The organism is Thermus sp. LT1-2-5, assembly GCF_040363165.1.
Taxonomy (GTDB): domain Bacteria; phylum Deinococcota; class Deinococci; order Deinococcales; family Thermaceae; genus Thermus.
In genome coordinates this window covers 77,575-95,208 of record NZ_BSRG01000002.1, presented here as the reverse complement: position 1 = coordinate 95,208, position 17,634 = coordinate 77,575, and the positions used below count along the sequence as shown (strand labels likewise).

Genomic DNA, 17,634 nt, shown 5'->3' with positions numbered 1-17,634 from the left:
ATGGCCGAGCTTTTGGAGGTTCACGAACCCGAGGCCTGGAACCGCCTGGTTTCCGGCTTCCCCATCACCAGCGCCCTGCAGTCCTTCGGCTGGGGGGAGGTGAAGCGGCTTTCCGGTTGGGAGCCCAAGCGCCTGGCCGTGTACCAGGGGGATAGGCTTTTGGGAGCGGCCCAGGTGCTCTTGAAGCGTTTGCCCGGGGGGCTTCGCCTGGCCTACGCTCCTCGAGGCCCGGCCCTTTTCCGCTTAGAGGACCTCCCCCAGGTGGCCCGGGCCCTGGCCCAGGGGATAAGGGGCTCCCACCTGGTGTTGGAGCCGGAGGCGGGCCTTCCGGCGGAGGAAGCGCCCCCTGCCTTCCCCGGCCTCTTGCCGGAGGAGCCCATCCAGCCCGGCTACTCCTTGTGGCTGGACCTCACCCAAGGGGAAGAGGCGCTTCTGAAGGGGATGAAGGAGATGCACCGCCGCAACGCCCGCCTGGCGCAAAAGCGCACGGAGCTCCTGGTGGCGGGGGAGGAGGCCTTCACGGAGTTCTTCCGCCTCTTTGAGGAAACGAACCGCCGGGCCAAGCTCCTCCAGCACGCAGAGGCGTACTACCGGGCGGTCCTTCGGGAGATGAACCAGCCCCTGGGCGAAGCCTTCCTCGCCTTGGCCGCCAAGGACGGGGAGCCCTTGGCGGCGGGGCTTTTCGTGGCCTTTGCCGGGAAGGTGGACTACTTCTACGGGGGAAGCAGCCGCAAACACCCCGAGGCCAAGGCCCCCATGGGGATGCACCTCATGGCCATCCGCCACGGCATGGCCCGGGGCTACAAGGTCTACGACCTCTGGGGGGTTCCCCGCACCCCCGAGGGGAGCCACGCCGAGGGGATCTGGCGCTTCAAGGAGGGGTTTGGCGGAAAACGGGTGCAGTTTCCCGCTTACGCCCTGCCCCTTTCCCCCCTCTACCGCCCCTTGAAGGCCCTGATCCGCCTGCGCAAGACCTGGGTGAACCTAAAGGTGCGGGGAAGCCCACGGGATGTGCTGGGGTAAAGGGGCTTGTCATCTTTCTCAAGGGCTTTCCCGTAAGGTGAGGGGCGTGGTGCGGTTTCTCCTCCCCCTCGCCCTCCTGCTTCTCCTCTTCCTTTGGCTGCGCCCGGGGCCTTCTCGAGCCCCATCCCCGGCCCCGGGGGTGCGCCTTTTGGGGGTGGAGTTTTGGCTTTTCCCCGAGGAGGAAGGGGTGGAGTGGCGCTTTGCCGCGGAGGAGATGGTGGAGGAAGGGGGGGTGTTCCGCATCCGGGGGGGGCTTGCCGGGGAGCGCTACGTGGAGGGGCGCCTGGACCTGCGGCTTAAGGCGCCGGAGGTGGTGGTGGAGCCCGGGGACAACCTGCGGGCCCCTTACGCCGAGGTGGAGATCCTCAAAGGGTGCTACCGCCTGGCCCTTTCCGCCCCCGGCAAGGGGGAGGTCCTCATCCGGCAGAAAGAGGGCTTTTTCGCCCCTTGGGTGCGGATAGAGGCGCCGAACCTTAGGGGTGAGGCGGAGGCCTTCCGCTCGGATTTCGCCTTGGAGCGCCTCGAGGCGCAAAACCCCCGCTTTTCCTTCCCCGCAGGGGGAAGCTTCGGCCCGTGCACCGTGGAAGGAGGGAGCTCGTGAAGAGAATCGTGCTGTTTTCGTTCCTTGGACTGGCCTTGGCGGCTTCGGGCGTGCGGGTGATCCAGGTGGAGGGGGGCAGGCTCTCCGGGGACCTGCGCTACGGCCCCTGGACCTTTGAGGGGGAGGTGAGGGGCCGGGTCAAGGACCTCACCATCCAGGCCCCCAAGGCCACCCTCACCGCCCCCAAGGGCAAGACCATGCAGGAGGCGGAAGGGGAACGGGAGGCCCGCTTTGAGGGGGGCGTGGTGGTGCGCCGGGGCCGGGTGGAGGCCCGGGGGCCCGTCCTGGTTTACCGGGAAAAGACGGGGGAAGGGGAGCTCTTGGGCCCGGCCCGCATGCGCCAGGAGCCCAAGCCCGGGGAGGATCCCGTGGAGGTGGAGGCGAGCCGCATGACCTTCCAGGTGGACACCGACACCTCCACCAGCGAAAACGCCCTCCTCAGGAGCGGCAACCAGGAGGGGCGGGCGGACTTTGTCTACTACGAGGAGGAGCGCGGTCTTGCCGTCTTCAGCGATCCCAAGGAGGTGGTCCTTACCCGCAAGCGTAAGGACGGGGACCTCGTCATCCGGGCCAAGGAGGTGCGAAGCCTCACCGGCCCCAAGCGCCTCATCGCCACCGAGGGGGTGCGCCTCGTGGACGGAGATTTGGTCACCGTGGGGGAAAGCCTCTACTACGACGACACCACCGGGGAGGCCATTGTCCTGGGGAAGCCGGCGGTGAGCGAGAACAAGAAGGAAGGCTTTAAGCTTTCCGGGAGCACCCTTCTCCACAACGTGAACCGCCACCAGGTGCGGGTCTACGGCCGCGCCTTCCGCCTGCCTGTGGAGGAGTTTAAAAAGCTCGGGGAGAAGTGATGCGCCCTCTCCTCCTGGGCCTTGGCCTTGCGCTCCTTTGCGCCTTGGCCCAGGAGGTCTTCCGCCCCGAGGTGGAGCTGGTCCGCAAGGACAAGAAGGTGGTGGCCTGGGTGAGCGGGGAGGAGGATAGCCTCTTCTACGCCGACTACGGCGACCTCCTGGTGGGCAGGCTGGAGGCGCTGAGCGAAACCCGGGCGGTGGTGGAGGGAAGGGCCTTCTTCCGCGACGGGACAAGCGCCGTGGACGAGGGGCTTGGGGTGGGGGATAGGGTGGAGGCTGCCTATAACCCCGACCTCACCCAGGAGGGCCTTCCCCACCTCCTGCGCCTGCGCCGGGCGGGGGAAGGGAAGGCGGAAAGGTACCTGCGCCTCGTCCTCTTCGACCCCAAGGGGGTGGAGGTGCGCCTGGGAACGGAGGTGCGGGCCACGGGGCCCTTGGCGGTGGTGGAGCGGGGAAGCGAGGAGGTGCTGTTCCTCTCTGGGGGGGAAGCCCGCTACCTGGAGGGGGAGGGGCGCCTCGAGGTGCGCCAGGCCCCGGGGGAGGTGGTGGTGGAACAGGGGGCAACCCGGGTGAAGGGAAGGCAGCTTCGCTACCGCAACGAAACCGGGGAGGCCCTCTTGGAAGGCCCCTTGGAGGTGAGGCGGGAAGGGGAAAAGCCCCTTTTGGGCAAGGCGGAGGGCCTCCGCTACCTTCTGGACGAGGAGGCGCTTTGGCTTTTGCGGGTGGAGCTCACCCAAGGCGGGCGCACCACCAGGGCGGACAGGGCCCTGGTGCGGGAGAAGGAGGGCTTCGCCTACCTCTTCGGCCACGTGGAAAGCCGGGACGAGAAGGGCTTCGTGCGGGGAGAACGGGTGCGCTACGCCCTGGAAACGGGCGAGGCGGTTCTCCTCGGGCGGGTGGTGGGGGAGTTTAAGGAGCCCTAAGCGGAAACCCCCGCCATCAGGAGGCCGAGCCGCTCCTCCGTGGCCTCCTCCGGGGTGAGCTCCCCCACGATCCTCCCCTCGTACATCACCAGGATGCGGTCGGCGAGGCTTAGGACCTCGCTGAGGTCGGCGGAGACCAGGAGCACCGCCATCCCCTGGTCCCGGGCCTCCACCAGCCGCTGGTGGATGAACTCGATGGCGCCCACGTCCACCCCCCGGGTGGGCTGGGCGGCGATGAGGAGGCGGGGTTTCCTTAGGAGCTCCCGGCCCACCACGATCTTCTGCTGGTTGCCCCCAGAAAAGCGCCGGGCGGAAAGCTCCGTGGACCGGGGGCGCACGTCAAAGGCCTCCACCAGGGCCCGGGCGTGGCCCTCCACTGCCTCGCCGTCCAGAAAACCCAGGAAGCCCCGGAAGGGGGGCCTGTGCTGGTCGCCCAGGATGGCGTTTTCCCGCACGGAGAAGTCCAGGACGAGGCCCCGGGCGTGCCGGTCCTCGGGGACGTGGCTTATGCCAAGCTCCCGCACCGCCCGGGCCAGGGGGGGAAGGGGCTGGCCCAGGTACCGGGCCACGCCCTTGTGGCGGCGCAGGCCGGTGAGGGCCTCCACCAGCTCGGTTTGCCCGTTCCCCTCCACCCCGGCGATGCCCACGATCTCCCCAGCCCGCACCGCAAAGCTCACGCCTTTAAGCCGGGGCGGGGCGGCGAAGTCCTCTAGGGCCAAGACCACCTCGCCGGGCTTGGCCGGGCCCTTTTGCACCCGTAGGACCACCTCCCGGCCCACCATCATCCGGGCGAGCGCCTCCAAGGAGGTTTCCACCGTGCGCACCGTGCCCACCACCTTTCCATCCCGGATCACCGTGACCCGGTCGGAAACGGAAAGCACCTCCTTGAGCTTGTGGCTGATGAAGATGGCGGCGTTGCCCTGGGCCACGTAGGCGCGGAGGAAGCGGAAAAGCTCCTCCGCTTCCTGGGGGGTGAGGACGGCGGTGGGCTCGTCCAAGATGAGGATCCTGGCCTTTCGGTACAGGGCCTTGAGGATCTCCACCCGCTGTTGCAGGCCCACGGGGAGGTTCTCGATGCGCTCGTCCAGGGGCACCTGGAAGCCCAGCTCTTCCATGAGGCCTTGGGCCCGCTTCCGGGCGGCCTCGAGGTCCAGGTACAAGGCGCTTCCCGGCTCCAAGCCCAAGACCAGGTTTTCCAGCACCGTGAAAGGCTCCACCAGCATGAAGTGCTGGTGTACCATGCCGATGCCAGCGGCAATGGCGTCCAGGGGGCTTTTGGGGCGGTAGGGTTTGCCGTCCACCCACATCTCCCCCTTATCGGGGGGCTGGAGGCCGTAGACGATCTTCATGAGGGTGGACTTTCCGGCGCCGTTTTCCCCCACCAAGGCCAAGACCTCGCCCCAGTTCAGGTCCAAGGAGATGTGGTCGTTGGCGAGGACCAGGGGGAAGCGCTTGGTGATGTCCTTCAGGACCAGGGCCTTCTCCACGCCCGCAAGTATACAAGAGGGGCCGGAAGCGCTCCGGCCCCTCTTCGGGGATGCCCTTTAGCGGGACTCGGGCACCTTGATCTGGCCCTTGATGATCTGCTGCTTGAGGAGTTCCAGCTTGCTCACCAAGCCCGCTGGGATCAGGGCCTTGTTGTACTGGTCCAGGGCGTAGCCCACCCCGTTGTTGCTCAGGCCGAACTCCCGCACCCCGCCCTTGAAGGTCTTCTGCACCACGCTCTTGATCACCTCGTAGGTGGCCACGTCCACCCGCTTCATCATGGAGGTGAGGCCGTGGTTGAGGGTGGCGGGGTTGTTGTCGGTGTCGCCCAGGTAGTTTTGGTTGGCGTCCACGCCGATGAAGAAGAGGGGCGTGGCCTTGGTGCCGTCGGTGCCGCAAGCGCGGGTGTACTCGGCGTACTTGGCCACCTTGGCGTAGGGGTCCGCCTTGCGCACGAAGCGGATGTTGCCCCCTTCCTTGAGGCACTTGGTCTGCTTCACGTAGTCTATGAGCCCAAGGCCCGACCCACCGGCGGCGGCGTAGATGATGTCGGCCCCCTGGCGCACCTGGGCGGCGGCGATCTCTTTGGCCTTGGCGGGGTCGTTCCAGGCGGCGGGGGTGTTGCCCACGTAACCCACCAGGACCTTGCCCTGGATCTTGTCCTCCTTGAAGGCGTACTCCGCCCCGGCGCGGAAGCCTGCCTCAAACTTGTGGATCAGGGGGATGTCCATGCCGCCGATGAAGCCCACCACCCCGGTGCGGGTCATCTTGCCGGCGATGTAGCCCACCAGGAAGCTGCCCTCTTGCTCGCGGAACACGAGCCCCACGGCGTTGGCGAGCTTCCCCTCACCCGGAACGGCGTCGATCACGGCGAACTTGACGTTGGGAAACTCCTTGGCCGTGGCGGTGATGGCGGGTTCGTTGGCGAAGCCCACGCCGATCACCAGGTCAAAGCCCTCCTCGGCGAAGGTGCGGATGCCCTGCCCCACCTGGGAGGGGTCGGCGGGCTCAAAGTCGAAGAGCCTTACCCCGAAGTCCTTGGCCGCTTTTTGCGCCCCTTCCCAAGCGGACTGGTTGAAGGAGCGGTCAAACTTGCCGCCGGCGTCAAAGGCGATGCCCACCCGCACCTGGGCCAGGCTTAGGCCCAGGGCCAGAACCCCAAGAAGCGCCAGTACACGTTTCATGCTCACCTCCTGCGGCTATTCGCCAGGGGCTATTATACCGGGCGGCGGTAAACTCAAGGCATGACCCTGGAGGAAGTGAGGAGGCGGATCAACGAGCTCCGGGACCTCATCCGCTACCACAACTACCGCTACTACGTCCTGGCGGACCCCGAGATCTCCGATGCCGAGTACGACCGGCTTCTCAGGGAGCTGAAGGAGTTGGAGGAACGCTTCCCCGAACTCAAAAGCCCGGACTCCCCCACGGAGCAGGTGGGGGCAAGGCCCCTGGAAGCCACCTTCCGCCCCATCCGCCACCCCACGCGGATGTACTCCCTGGACAACGCCTTCACCTTTGCGGAGCTCAAGGCCTTTGAGGAGCGGGTGGAGCGGGCCTTGGGGCGAGAGGGGCCTTTTCCCTACACCGTGGAGCACAAGGTGGACGGGCTTTCCGTCAACCTCTACTACGAGGAGGGGGTCTTGGTCTGGGGGGCCACCCGGGGGGATGGGGAGGTGGGGGAGGAGGTGACGCAAAACCTCCTCACCATCCCCACCATCCCCAGGAGGCTCCACGGGGTGCCGGAGCGCCTCGAGGTCCGGGGGGAGGTGTACATGCCCGTGGAGGCCTTCCTGCGCCTCAACGAGGAGCTGGAGGAGGCGGGGGAGAAGGTCTTTAAGAACCCGAGAAACGCCGCCGCCGGCTCCCTCAGGCAAAAAGACCCCAGGATCACCGCCAAGCGGGGCCTTCGCGCCACCTTCTACGCCCTGGGCCTCGGCCTGGAGGAGACGGGCCTGAAGACCCAGTACGAGCTCCTCCTGTGGCTCAAGGAGAAGGGTTTTCCCGTGGAGCACGGCTTTACCCGGGCCACGGGGGCGGAAGGGGTGGAAAGGGTCTACCAGGCTTGGCTCCAGGAGCGGCGCAGGCTCCCCTTTGAGGCGGACGGGGTAGTGGTGAAGCTGGACGAGCTCGCCCTTTGGCGGGAGCTGGGCTACACCGCCCGTGCCCCTCGCTTCGCCATCGCCTACAAGTTCCCGGCGGAGGAAAAGGAAACCCGGCTTTTGGACGTGGTCTTCCAGGTGGGGCGCACGGGGCGGGTGACCCCGGTGGGGATCCTGGAGCCGGTGTTTATAGAGGGGAGCGAGGTTTCCCGGGTCACCCTGCACAACGAGAGCTACATCGAGGAGCTGGACATCCGCATCGGGGACTGGGTTTTGGTCCACAAGGCGGGGGGGGTGATCCCCGAGGTGTTGCGGGTGCTCAAGGAGCGGCGCACCGGGGCGGAGCGGCCCATCGTCTGGCCGGAGCATTGCCCGGAGTGCGGCCACCGCTTGGTGAAGGAGGGCAAGGTCCACCGCTGCCCCAACCCCTTGTGCCCCGCCAAGCGCTTTGAGGCCATCCGCCACTACGCCTCCCGCAAGGCCATGGACATCCAGGGCCTGGGGGAGAAGCTCATCGAAAAGCTCTTGGAAAAGGGGTTGGTGAGGGACGTGGCCGACCTCTACCGCCTCCGGAAAGAGGACCTCGTGGGCCTGGAGAGGATGGGGGAGAAGAGCGCGCAAAACCTCCTCCACCAGATTGAGGAAAGCAAGCACCGGGGCCTGGAGCGCCTCCTGTACGCCCTGGGCCTTCCTGGGGTCGGGGAGGTGTTGGCCCGCAACCTGGCCGCCCATTTCGGCACCATGGACCGCCTCCTCGAGGCCACCTTGGAAGACCTCTTGCAGGTGGAGGAAGTGGGGGAGCTCACCGCCCGGGGGATTTGGGAAACCCTTAAGGACCCCGCTTTCCGCCACCTGGTGCGCCGCCTGAAGGAGGCGGGGGTGGAGATGGAGGCCAAGGAGCGGGGCGGGGAGGCCCTGAAGGGCCTCACCTTCGTCCTCACCGGGGAGCTTTCCCGCCCGCGGGAGGAGGTGAAGGCGCTTTTGCGGCGTCTGGGGGCCAAGGTCACCGACTCGGTGAGCCGCAAGACCAGCTACGTGGTGGTGGGGGAAAACCCGGGGAGCAAGCTCGAAAAAGCCCGCTCCTTGGGCGTGCCCACCCTTACTGAGGAGGAGCTTTGGCGCCTCCTGGCCGAAAGGACCGGGAAGGCGCCGGAGGCCCTTTTGGCCTAGCCCGGGCCGAAGAGCTTTTCCAAGGCCTCCTTGAGCCTTGAGCCGGAAAGCCCTAGGGCGAGGAGGGCCTTCTCGTAAAGCTCCGGGGTGAGGAGCCCCCGTAGGGCAGTAAGCTCGGTGCGGGAAAGGGTAGCCCCATAGAGGACGTGCTCCTCGAAGCTCGTCCAGGCCAAGGGCACGTGGGCCTTCACCAGCTCGGCGATGGCCTGGGCGTACTGCCGGATTTCCCACTGGGCCTCGGGGGCCAAGCGGAGCTTGAGGAAGTGGAAGAGGTTGTGCAGGTCCTGCTTCCAGTAGAACTCGGTGTAGAGGTTGAGGGGAAGGACCATGCGCGCCATCTCCCGGGCTACCCCCTTTTCCAAAAGCTTCCCGTAGACCCGGTAGGCGTGTTCTTCCGCCTCCTTGAGGAGGGCCAGGGCTTCCTCGTCCTCTAGGACTCCTTCCGAGCCTTGCTTGTTGTGTTTGGCCTGGCGGCGGAAGGCCTGGGGCTCGTAGAACTCGTCCTTTAGGACGGAGTAGCGGCCCGAAACCTCGTTCACGCTGGCGGTGCGGTGCCGGAACCACTGGCGCACCACGAAGAGGGGAGCCTTCACGTGGAACTTGAACTCCACCATCTCAAAGGGGCTCGTGTGGCGGTGGCGCATGAGGTAGTCGATGAGGGCGGCGTCCTCCCGCACCGTCTTGGTCCCCGCCCCGTAGGAAACCCGGGCCGCCTGGACGATGGCGCCATCGTTTCCCATGACGTCCACCAGGCGCACGAAGCCCCTGTCCAGGACCGGAATGGCGTGCGTGGGCTCCATGCCCTAGAGTCTACTTGCCACTTGGGCTTCCCCGGTCTACCCTTAGCCTATGCGGGTGCGAACCCCCTTTGCCTTCAAGCGGAGGCACGGGCGCTACCGAGGCCCTGGCCTTTTCCCTTTTGGCTTGGGGCGATAGGATAGATAGGCTTTGGGCGCTTTGCGCCTTTTTTGGGGAGTGAAGATGCTACGCTTGCCGGATTTTCCCTTGCCCAACGAACGGGGGCGGTTTGGCCCCTACGGGGGGCGGTACGTTCCCGAAACCCTGATCCCCGCCTTGGAGGAGGTGGAGGCCGCCTACCTCGAGGCCAAAAAGGACCCCGCCTTTCTGGAAGAGCTAGCGCACTACCTGAGGACCTTCGCCGGTCGGCCCACCCCCCTTTTCCACGCCAAGCGGCTTTCGGCGTACTGGGGTGGGGCCCAGGTCTACCTGAAACGGGAAGACCTCCTCCACACCGGGGCCCACAAGATCAACAACACCCTAGGCCAGGCCCTCCTCGCCCGGCGCATGGGGAAAAAGCGGGTCATCGCCGAAACCGGGGCGGGGCAGCACGGGGTTTCCGTGGCCACGGTTGCGGCCCTCTTCGGCATGGAGTGCGTGGTGTACATGGGGGAGGAGGACGTGAGGCGCCAGGCCCTGAACGTGTTCCGCATGAAGCTCCTGGGGGCCGAGGTGCGCCCGGTGGCCGCGGGGAGCCGCACCCTCAAGGACGCCACCAACGAGGCCATCCGCGACTGGATCACCCACGTGCGCACCACCTTTTACATCCTGGGCTCGGTGGTGGGCCCCCACCCTTACCCCATGATGGTCCGGGACTTCCAAAGCGTCATCGGCGAGGAGGTGAAGGAGCAGAGCCTGGAGCGGTTTGGCCGCTACCCCGATGCCCTCATCGCCGCCGTGGGCGGGGGGTCCAACGCCATCGGGCTTTTCGCCCCCTTCGCTTACCTTCCCGCAGGGGAAAGGCCTAGGCTCATCGGCGTGGAGGCCGCAGGGGAAGGCCTTGCCAGCGGTAGGCACGCCGCCAGCATCGGAGCGGGGAAGCGGGGGGTCCTGCACGGGAGCTACATGTACCTCCTCTACGACCACGACGGGCAGATTACCCCGGCCCACTCCGTTTCCGCCGGCCTGGACTACCCGGGGGTGGGGCCGGAACACAGCTACTACGCCGATACGGGCATCGCCGAGTACGCCAGCGTTACCGACGAGGAGGCCCTGGAGGGCTTTAAGCTTCTGGCCCGCCTCGAGGGCATCCTCCCCGCCCTGGAGTCCGCCCACGCCATCGCCCACGCCGCCAAGGTGGTGCCGGAGATGTCCAAGGACCAGATCGTGGTCATCAACCTCTCCGGCCGCGGGGATAAGGACGTGACCGAGGCCATGCGCCTTTTGGGGGGGGAGCTATGACCACCCAGGAAGCCTTTGCCAAGGCCAAGGGGGAAGGGCGGGCCGCCCTCATCCCCTACCTCACCGCAGGCTTCCCCAGCCGGGAAGGCTTTTTGGAGGCGGTGAAGGAGGTTCTCCCCTTCGCCGACCTGTTGGAGATTGGCCTGCCCTACTCCGACCCTTTGGGGGATGGCCCCGTGATCCAGCGGGCCAGCGAGGTGGCCTTAAGGAAGGGGATGAGCGTGCAAGGGGTCTTGGAGCTGGTGCGGGAGGTGCGGGCCCTCACGGAAAAACCCTTGTTCCTCATGACCTACCTAAACCCCATCCTGGCCTGGGGGCCGGAGCGCTTCTTTAGCCTCTTCCGCCAGGCGGGGGCCACGGGGCTCATCCTCCCCGACCTCCCCCCCGACGAGGACCCCGCCCTGGTGCGCCTGGCCCAGGAGATCGGCCTGGAAACGGTCTTCCTCCTGGCCCCCACCTCCACGGACCGCCGCATGGAAACCGTGGTCCGCTACGCCACGGGCTTCGTCTACGCCGTGTCCGTCACCGGGGTCACGGGGGAGCGGGAGCGCCTGCCCGAGGAGGTGCGGGACCTGGTGCGCCGCATCAAGGCCAAGACCTCCTTGCCCGTGGCCGTGGGCTTCGGGGTTTCCGGTAAGGCCACCGCCGCCCAGGCGGCGGTGGCGGACGGGGTGGTGGTGGGTAGCGCCCTGATCCGGGCCTTGGAAAGGGGTGAGCCCCTAAGCCCTCTCTTGGCCGAAATTCGGGAAGGGCTTTACCCGAAAGAGCCGGTCTAGGGCTTGCGCCCGAGGGCCTGCCCTGGTACGTTGGAGGGTACCCGGGTTTCCCGCTAGCCTCCGTTGGTGCGCTAGTTCCCAGGGGTATGCCTGAAGGAGGCGTGCGTGTGGGCCATTGAAGTACAAAATCTTTCCAAGGTATTCCGCAAGACCACCTTCGGCCGCAAGCAGGAGGAATGGGCCCTAAAGGGGGTTTCCTTCCGGGTGGCGGAGGGGGAGACCTACGCCCTCTTGGGGCCCAACGGCTCCGGCAAGTCCACCTTGATCCGCATCCTCTCCACCCTGCTCGTGCCCGATGCCGGGCGGGTGCGCATCCTGGGCCACCCCTTGCCCGAGGGGGAGCGGCGGGTGCGGGAGAGGATTGGCCGGGTAAGCGTGGACGCCGCCTTTTACAAAAAGCTCTCCCCCCGGGAAAACCTCCTCTTCGCCGCCCAGCTTTACGGCATCTCCCCTAAGGAGGCGGAGCGGCGGGCCATGGCTATCTTGGAGCGGCTTGGCTTGGAAACCCGGCGCTTTGACGACCCCTTGGAGGAGATGAGCCGGGGCATGCAACAGAAGGTGGCCATCGCCCGCGCCCTCCTCATCCGCCCACCCCTCCTCCTCCTGGACGAGCCCACCACCGGCCTAGACCCGCGGAGCCGCCGGGACGTGCAGGGGTTTTTGGAAGAGCTCAGGCGGGAGGAGGGCACCACCCTTCTCCTCACCACCCACGACATGGCCGAGGCGGAGCGCCTGGCCCACCGGGTGGGCTTCCTGGTGCGGGGAAGGCTGGTGGCGGAGGGGACGGTGGAGGAGCTCAAGGCCTTGGCCGGGGCTGAGAACCTGGAGGAGGCCTTCTTGCGAATGACGGGTGAGGGCCTCGAGGAGGAAACCGATGCTTCGTAAGTATCTCTTGCCCATGTGGGCCTTTGTCTTCCGCGACTTCCACCTGACGCGGCGGTACTTTTCCTGGGTGGTGGTGTTCACCTTTTACGCCATCGTCAACGCCGCCACCATCGCCCTCATCGGGGTGGCCCAGGGGGATTTCCGCCTCACCCTCACCCTGGTCCTGGGAGCGCTCCTTTGGAGCTACCTTTCCGCCATGTACCAGGAGATCGCCAACTCCATCGCCTATGAGCGTTGGGAAGGCACCCTGGAGTACACCTTTATGGCCCCGGTGTCCCGCCTCGTCCACCTGTTGGGGGTGAGCCTCTTCGCCACCTTCTACAGCGTGGTGCGCACTGCGGTGATCCTGCTGGGCCTGGCGCTTTTTGTGGACCTAGACCTGGCTGGGGCCAACCTGTGGGGGGTGTTGGTGGTGCTGTTGGTGGGGAGCCTGGCCTTCATGGGCCTGGGGCTCATGGCCGCCATCCTGCCGGTGATGAGCCCGGAAAACGGGGCCCAGGCCACCAACATCCTCCAAGGGGTCTTGCTCTTGGTGTCCGGCATCTACTACCCGGTTTCCGTCCTGCCTGCCTGGCTCCAGCCCTTGGCCTACCTCTCCCCCGCCACCTACGCCCTCGAGGCCAGCCGCAAGCTCCTGGGCATCCACCACCCGGACTCCACCCCCGGCCACCTGGTGGGGGCGCCCTTGGGGGCGGTGCTTCCGGAGCTGGGGGTCCTCCTCCTCATGGGGGTGGCCTTCATCCCCTTGGGCCTTTGGGTGTTCGGTTTAGCGGAGCGCTGGGCCAAGCGCACCGGCAAGCTCAAGCGCACGGGCTAGGCCAGGGGTAGCTCCAGGGGCTCGTTCTCCTGGAGGAGGGCTTCCGCATCTGGGTAGCGGAGGATGCGGTAAAGGGGGTCCCGCTCCGCCGGCCTGAAGCCTGCGTCCACGATGTGGCGCACGATTTGGCGCACCGTGGCGTGGGTGCGGCCGTGCCCCCCGGCGGCCGAAACCACGTTCTCCTCCAGCATGGTGCTGCCGAAATCGTCGGCCCCGTAGTAGAGGGCGGCTTGGGCTACCTTGAAGCCCAGGGTGGGCCAGGAGGCCTGGAAGTGGGCGAAGTTGTCCAGGGCAAGCCGGGCGATGCTCAGGGTCTTTAGGTACTCGTGGGCCGTGGCCCCCGGGGCCTTGCCCTTGAGGCGGGTGTGCTCCACCTGCAAGGTCCAAAGGGCGAAGGCGGCGAAGCCGTTTTCGTAGCGCTCCAAGGCCTTGTCCTGCTGGGCGCGGAGGCCCAGGAGGTGGGCGGCGCGCTCCTTGGGGCCTTCCCCGAAGCCGATGACCATGGTTGCGAGGGTATAGAGGCCCAGGGCCTGGGCGGCGTCCACGATGCGGTACCAGTCCGCCGTCTTGATGCGGGCGGGGGCCGCTTTTTGCCGCACCTCGTCCACCAGGATCTCCGCCCCCGCCCCCGGCATCCCGTCCAGGCCTGCCGCTTTGAGCCTTTCCAGGATTTCTTCAGCCCGAAGGCCCGTGAGGCGCTCCAGGCCCAGGATCTCCTCGGGGCTGAAGGCGTCGATGCGCAGGTCGGGGAAGCGCTCCTTGAGGTAGCGCAGGAGGTCCAGGTACCAGTCCAGGGGAAGCTCGGGGTTCACCCCCCCCTGCATGAGGATGCGCTTTCCCCCCACCTGGTAGAGCTCTTCCACCTTCCGGGCGATGGCCTCATAGCTCAGGGTGTAGGCGTCCTTCTGCCGCTTGGTGCGGTAGAAGGCGCAGAAGGCGCAGGCCACGGTGCAGACGTTGGTGTAGTTGATGTTGCGGTCGATGAGAAAGGTGACCACCTGGGGGTCCGTCTTCTTAAGCCGCACCTCGTGGGCGGCGGCGGCGAGCTCGGGAAGGGGGAGGTCAAAGAGGGCCAGGACCTCCTTTTCCGAAAGCCTCTTCCCGGCCACGGCCTTCTCCAGGACGTCCATGCCCCCCATGCTACACCCTCCTTCCCGGTTTGGGTGGGGGCTCGGCCACGGGTACAATGGTCCCATGGAGCTAAAGCTCATCCCCATTGAGAAGCCGGAGAACCTGAACGTCATCCTGGGCCAGGCCCACTTCATCAAGACGGTGGAGGACCTGCACGAGGCCTTGGTGACCGCCGTGCCCGGCATCCGGTTCGGCCTCGCCTTCTCTGAGGCCAGCGGCAAGCGGCTCATCCGCCGCTCGGGCACGGACGAGGCCCTGGTGGAGCTTGCGGTGAAGAACCTCCTCAACCTGGCGGCGGGGCACACCTTCCTCATCGTCTTGGGCGAGGGGTTTTACCCCATCAACGTCCTCCATGCGGTGAAGGCCTGCCCCGAGGTGGTGCGGATCTTCGCCGCCACCGCCAACCCCCTAAAGGTGGTGGTGGCGGAGGAGGGGGAGCAGCGGGCCATTTTGGGGGTCATGGACGGGTTTAAGCCCCTCGGGGTGGAGGACGAGGCCGAGGTGGCCTGGCGCAAGGACCTCCTTCGCCGCTTCGGCTACAAGCTATAATGCCCGGCATGGAAGGCACCTTGGCGCCCGATTTCGCCCTCCCCGACCAGGAGGGCCGCATCCACCGCCTTTCCGACTACCGCGGCCAGTGGGTGGTCCTCTACTTCTACCCCAAGGACGACACCCCGGGGTGCACCAAGGAGGCCTGCGGCTTCCGCGACCACATGGGAAGCCTTCAGGCCCTGGGGGCGGTGGTCCTGGGCGTTTCCGCCGACGATGTGGAAAGCCACAAGCGCTTCGCCGAGAAGTACGGGCTAAACTTCCCCCTCCTGGCCGACCCCGAGCGGAAGGCCATCTCCCTCTACGGGGCCTGGGGGAAGAAGAAGCTTTACGGCAAGGAGGTGGAAGGGGTCTTGCGCCAGACCTTCCTCATCGACCCCGAGGGGAGGATCGCCAAGGTGTGGCGCAAGGTTTCCCCCGAGGGGCACGCCCTTGAGGTGGCGGAGGCCCTTCAGGCCCTAAAGGGGGCGTGATGGAGCGCCCTTTGGAGAGCTACAAAAAGGAGGCGGCTCACGCCGCCGTGGCTTACGTGCAGGACGGGATGGTGGTGGGCTTGGGCACCGGTTCCACCGCCCGCTACGCCGTCTTGGAGCTAGCCCGCCGCCTGCGGGAAGGGGAGCTTAGAGGGGTGGTGGGGGTGCCCACCTCGAGGGCCACGGAGGAGCTCGCCCGCAAGGAGGGGATCCCCCTCATAGACCTTCCCCCGGATGGGGTGGACCTGGCCATCGACGGGGCGGACGAGATCGCCCCGGGGCTTTTGCTCATCAAGGGCATGGGCGGGGCCCTTTTGCGGGAGAAGATCGTGGAGCAGACGGCCAAGGAGTTCCTCGTCATCGCCGACCACACCAAGAAGGTGCCGGTGCTGGGCCGGGGGCCGGTGCCCGTGGAGATCGTCCCCTTCGGCTTTCGGGCCACGCTAAAGGCCATCGCCGCATTGGGGGGGGAGCCTGAGCTCCGCATGGACGGGGACGAGGTCTACTTCACCGACGGGGGGCACCTCATCGCCGATGTCCGCTTCGGCCCCATCGGGGACCCCTGGGGCCTCCACCGGGCCCTTCTGGAGATCCCCGGGGTGGTGGAAACGGGGCTATTCCTGGGCCTCGCCACCCGGGCCCTGGTGGCGGGGCCTTTAGGGATTGAAGAGCTTTTGCCTTAGGGGTAAACTCCCTTCTATGAAGGGCATGCCCCGGTTCTAGGGCGGGAGGTTTTCCCTCCTGCCCGGGGCGCATGCCCCGGTTTTTTTTGAGGAGGAGGCATGGAGAAGGTCTTTTACATCACCACCCCCATCTACTACGTGAACGCCGAGCCCCACCTGGGCCACGCCTACACCACGGTGGTGGCGGACTTCCTGGCCCGCTGGCACCGCTTGGACGGCTACCAGACCTATTTCCTCACCGGCACCGACGAGCACGGGGAGACGGTCTTTCGGGCGGCGGAGCGGGCGGGGGAGGACCCCAAGGCCTTCGTTGACCGGGTTTCCGAGCGCTTCCGCCGGGCCTGGGCCCTTCTCGGCATCGCCTACGACGATTTCATCCGCACCACGGAAGAGCGCCACAAGAAGGTGGTGCAGTACGTCTTGCAGAAGGTGTACGAGGCCGGGGACATCTACTACGGGGAGTACGAGGGGCTTTACTGCGTGTCCTGCGAGCGCTTCTACACGGAAAAGGAGCTTTCCGAGGGGCTTTGCCCCATCCACGGCCGCCCCGTGGAGCGGAGGAAGGAGGGAAACTACTTCTTCCGCATGGAGAAGTACCGGGAGTGGCTTCTGGACTACCTGAGGGACCACCCCAACCTCATCCGCCCCGAGGGCTACCGGAACGAGGTCCTGGCCATGCTGGCGGAGCCCATCGGCGACCTTTCCATCTCCCGGCCCAAGGCCCGGGTCCCCTGGGGCATCCCCCTGCCGTGGGACGAGGACCATGTGACCTACGTCTGGTTTGACGCCCTCTTGAACTACGTTTCCGCCCTGGGCTACCCCGAGGGGGAGCGCTTCAAAACCTTTTGGCCCCACGCCTGGCACCTCATCGGCAAGGACATCCTGAAGCCCCATGCGGTCTTCTGGCCCACCATGCTCAAGGCGGCGGGCATCCCCATGTACCGCCACCTGAACGTGGGGGGGTTTTTGCTGGGGCCCGACGGGCGGAAGATGAGCAAGACCCTGGGGAACGTGGTGGACCCCTTCTCCTTGGCGGAGCGGTACGGGCGGGACGCCGTGCGCTACTACCTCCTCCGGGAGATTCCTTACGGCCAGGACACCCCGGTGAGCGAGGCGGCCCTTAGGACCCGGTACGAGGCGGACCTGGCGGACGATCTGGGCAACCTGGTGCAACGCACCCGGGCCATGCTCTTCCGCTTCGCCGAGGGGCGGATCCCCAAGCCCGTGGCGGGGGAGGAGCTCGCCTACGGCACGGAGCTTGCCGGGAAGCTTAGGGGCCTGGTGCGGGACTTGAAGTTCCACGTGGCCCTCGAGGAGGCCATGGCCTACGTGAAGGCCCTGAACCGCTACATCAACGAGAAGAAACCCTGGGAGCTTTACAAGGAGGACAAGGAGGCGGCGCAGGCGGTGCTCTACCGGGTGGTGGAGGGCCTCCGCATCGCCTCCATCCTCCTCACCCCCGCCATGCCCGAGAAGATGGCGGAGCTAAGGCGGGCCTTGGGCCTAAAGGAGGCGGCGCGCCTGGAGGAGGCGGAAAGGTGGGGCTTGGCGGAGCCCCTTCCCCTCCCGGGGGAAGCCCCGGTCCTCTTCCCCAAGGAGGCCAAGCCGACCAAGGAAAGCGAGGAGAAGATGGAACGAATCGGTTTGGACGACTTTGCCAAGGTGGAACTCCGGGTGGCGGAGGTGGTGGCGGCCGAGAAGCACCCCAACGCCGACAAGCTCCTGGTCCTCCGGCTTTCCCTGGGGAAGGAGGAGCGCACGGTGGTGTCCGGCATCGCCCAGTGGTACCGGCCCGAGGAGCTGGTGGGCAAGAAGGTGGTCTTGGTGGCCAACCTGAAGCCGGCAAAGCTAAGGGGCGTGGAGAGCGAGGGCATGATCCTGGCGGCCCAGGAGGGGGAGAAGCTGGCCTTGGTGACGGTGGACGGGGATATCCCCCCGGGGGCGGTGGTGCGGTAAGGGGCCGGGG

17 protein-coding genes are annotated in these 17,634 nt (G+C 66.8%); 13 read left to right on the top strand and 4 right to left on the bottom strand.

All coding sequences use genetic code 11. The features are described from left to right. Genes ABXG85_RS02480 through ABXG85_RS02465 form a run of 4 tightly spaced genes read left to right on the top strand, consistent with a single transcriptional unit; the run spans window position 1 to window position 3,401 of the window. Window positions 1–1,023 carry a lipid II:glycine glycyltransferase FemX gene (locus ABXG85_RS02480; RefSeq protein WP_353512159.1) on the top strand — a complete coding sequence of 341 codons (1,023 nt, stop codon included), beginning with the start codon at window positions 1–3 and terminating at the stop codon, window positions 1,021–1,023. A 46-nt stretch (window positions 1,024–1,069) separates the two neighbouring features. Then, window positions 1,070–1,624 (top strand): hypothetical protein, encoded by a 555-nt coding sequence (locus ABXG85_RS02475; RefSeq protein WP_353512158.1) that lies wholly within the window; start codon window positions 1,070–1,072, stop codon window positions 1,622–1,624. After that, window positions 1,621–2,478, top strand: coding sequence for an LptA/OstA family protein (locus ABXG85_RS02470; protein ID WP_353512157.1), 858 nt, complete (start codon window positions 1,621–1,623; stop codon window positions 2,476–2,478). Before ABXG85_RS02475 ends, ABXG85_RS02470 begins: the two co-directional genes overlap by 4 nt. Further along, window positions 2,478–3,401, top strand: coding sequence for a hypothetical protein (locus tag ABXG85_RS02465; RefSeq protein ID WP_353512156.1), 924 nt, complete (start codon window positions 2,478–2,480; stop codon window positions 3,399–3,401). Before ABXG85_RS02470 ends, ABXG85_RS02465 begins: the two co-directional genes overlap by 1 nt. Here ABXG85_RS02465 and ABXG85_RS02460 read toward each other — a convergent pair. Together ABXG85_RS02460 and ABXG85_RS02455 are read right to left on the bottom strand one after the other, a co-directional pair. Beyond that, window positions 3,398–4,888: an ABC transporter ATP-binding protein gene (locus ABXG85_RS02460; protein WP_353512155.1), complete on the bottom strand. Its 1,491-nt coding sequence runs from the start codon at window positions 4,886–4,888 to the stop codon at window positions 3,398–3,400. The genes ABXG85_RS02465 and ABXG85_RS02460 overlap by 4 nt on opposite strands. A 57-nt stretch (window positions 4,889–4,945) precedes the next feature. Then, the gene (locus ABXG85_RS02455) at window positions 4,946–6,070 is read right to left on the bottom strand and encodes a BMP family lipoprotein (RefSeq protein WP_353512154.1); all 1,125 of its coding nucleotides are present in this window, start codon (window positions 6,068–6,070) and stop codon (window positions 4,946–4,948) included. 60 nt (window positions 6,071–6,130) lie between these two features. Here ABXG85_RS02455 and ligA point away from each other — a divergent pair, with 60 nt between their 5' ends. Continuing rightward, the gene (gene ligA, locus ABXG85_RS02450; protein WP_353512153.1) at window positions 6,131–8,155 is read left to right on the top strand and encodes an NAD-dependent DNA ligase LigA; all 2,025 of its coding nucleotides are present in this window, start codon (window positions 6,131–6,133) and stop codon (window positions 8,153–8,155) included. On the opposite strand, the gene thyX is transcribed toward ligA, so the two are convergent. Next, on the bottom strand, window positions 8,152–8,955 hold the full coding sequence (gene thyX / locus ABXG85_RS02445) for an FAD-dependent thymidylate synthase (protein WP_353512152.1): 804 nt from the start codon (window positions 8,953–8,955) through the stop codon (window positions 8,152–8,154). The two genes, ligA and thyX, sit on opposite strands and share 4 nt — an antisense overlap. A gap of 181 nt (window positions 8,956–9,136) precedes the next feature. Between thyX and trpB the strand changes: the two genes are divergently transcribed. The 4 genes from trpB to ABXG85_RS02425 all read left to right on the top strand — a co-directional run bounded on the left by trpB (window position 9,137) and on the right by ABXG85_RS02425 (window position 12,832). Next, window positions 9,137–10,354: a tryptophan synthase subunit beta gene (gene trpB, locus ABXG85_RS02440; RefSeq protein WP_353512151.1), complete on the top strand. Its 1,218-nt coding sequence runs from the start codon at window positions 9,137–9,139 to the stop codon at window positions 10,352–10,354. Continuing rightward, on the top strand, window positions 10,351–11,130 hold the full coding sequence (gene trpA / locus ABXG85_RS02435; protein ID WP_353512150.1) for a tryptophan synthase subunit alpha: 780 nt from the start codon (window positions 10,351–10,353) through the stop codon (window positions 11,128–11,130). The genes trpB and trpA overlap by 4 nt, the downstream gene beginning before the upstream one ends. Before the next feature lie 105 nt (window positions 11,131–11,235). Continuing rightward, complete coding sequence (locus ABXG85_RS02430) at window positions 11,236–12,015, top strand: ABC transporter ATP-binding protein (RefSeq protein ID WP_353512149.1); 780 nt, start codon at window positions 11,236–11,238, stop codon at window positions 12,013–12,015. Then, complete coding sequence (locus tag ABXG85_RS02425; RefSeq protein ID WP_353512148.1) at window positions 12,005–12,832, top strand: ABC transporter permease; 828 nt, start codon at window positions 12,005–12,007, stop codon at window positions 12,830–12,832. The genes ABXG85_RS02430 and ABXG85_RS02425 overlap by 11 nt, the downstream gene beginning before the upstream one ends. On the opposite strand, the gene mqnC is transcribed toward ABXG85_RS02425, so the two are convergent. After that, window positions 12,829–13,971, bottom strand: coding sequence for a cyclic dehypoxanthinyl futalosine synthase (mqnC, locus tag ABXG85_RS02420; RefSeq protein WP_353512147.1), 1,143 nt, complete (start codon window positions 13,969–13,971; stop codon window positions 12,829–12,831). The two genes, ABXG85_RS02425 and mqnC, sit on opposite strands and share 4 nt — an antisense overlap. Before the next feature lie 55 nt (window positions 13,972–14,026). On the opposite strand from mqnC, the gene ABXG85_RS02415 reads away from it, so the two are divergent. The 4 genes from ABXG85_RS02415 (at window position 14,027) to metG (ending at window position 17,624) form a co-directional block, all read left to right on the top strand. Next, a complete protein-coding gene (locus ABXG85_RS02415; protein ID WP_353512146.1) occupies window positions 14,027–14,512 on the top strand; it encodes an adenosine diphosphatase in 486 nt (161 codons plus the stop codon). Next, the gene (gene bcp / locus ABXG85_RS02410; RefSeq protein WP_353512145.1) at window positions 14,512–14,985 is read left to right on the top strand and encodes a thioredoxin-dependent thiol peroxidase; all 474 of its coding nucleotides are present in this window, start codon (window positions 14,512–14,514) and stop codon (window positions 14,983–14,985) included. Before ABXG85_RS02415 ends, bcp begins: the two co-directional genes overlap by 1 nt. Beyond that, on the top strand, window positions 14,985–15,668 hold the full coding sequence (rpiA, locus tag ABXG85_RS02405) for a ribose-5-phosphate isomerase RpiA (RefSeq protein WP_353512144.1): 684 nt from the start codon (window positions 14,985–14,987) through the stop codon (window positions 15,666–15,668). Before bcp ends, rpiA begins: the two co-directional genes overlap by 1 nt. Window positions 15,669–15,767: 99 nt before the next feature. After that, entirely contained in the window at window positions 15,768–17,624 is a 1,857-nt protein-coding gene (gene metG, locus ABXG85_RS02400; RefSeq protein WP_353512143.1) for a methionine--tRNA ligase, read from the top strand. Window positions 17,625–17,634 lie beyond the last annotated feature (10 nt).

Coding starts and splice junctions, on each gene's coding strand:
- ABXG85_RS02465 (WP_353512156.1), top strand. CDS start 2,478: ATGCGCCCTCTCCTCCTGGGCCTTGGCCTTGCGCTCCTTTGCGCCTTG.
- mqnC (WP_353512147.1), bottom strand. CDS start 13,971: ATGGGGGGCATGGACGTCCTGGAGAAGGCCGTGGCCGGGAAGAGGCTT.
- trpA (WP_353512150.1), top strand. CDS start 10,351: ATGACCACCCAGGAAGCCTTTGCCAAGGCCAAGGGGGAAGGGCGGGCC.
- ABXG85_RS02415 (WP_353512146.1), top strand. CDS start 14,027: ATGGAGCTAAAGCTCATCCCCATTGAGAAGCCGGAGAACCTGAACGTC.
- trpB (WP_353512151.1), top strand. CDS start 9,137: ATGCTACGCTTGCCGGATTTTCCCTTGCCCAACGAACGGGGGCGGTTT.
- ligA (WP_353512153.1), top strand. CDS start 6,131: ATGACCCTGGAGGAAGTGAGGAGGCGGATCAACGAGCTCCGGGACCTC.
- rpiA (WP_353512144.1), top strand. CDS start 14,985: ATGGAGCGCCCTTTGGAGAGCTACAAAAAGGAGGCGGCTCACGCCGCC.
- bcp (WP_353512145.1), top strand. CDS start 14,512: ATGCCCGGCATGGAAGGCACCTTGGCGCCCGATTTCGCCCTCCCCGAC.
- ABXG85_RS02425 (WP_353512148.1), top strand. CDS start 12,005: ATGCTTCGTAAGTATCTCTTGCCCATGTGGGCCTTTGTCTTCCGCGAC.
- thyX (WP_353512152.1), bottom strand. CDS start 8,955: ATGGAGCCCACGCACGCCATTCCGGTCCTGGACAGGGGCTTCGTGCGC.
- metG (WP_353512143.1), top strand. CDS start 15,768: ATGGAGAAGGTCTTTTACATCACCACCCCCATCTACTACGTGAACGCC.
- ABXG85_RS02480 (WP_353512159.1), top strand. CDS start 1: ATGGCCGAGCTTTTGGAGGTTCACGAACCCGAGGCCTGGAACCGCCTG.
- ABXG85_RS02455 (WP_353512154.1), bottom strand. CDS start 6,070: ATGAAACGTGTACTGGCGCTTCTTGGGGTTCTGGCCCTGGGCCTAAGC.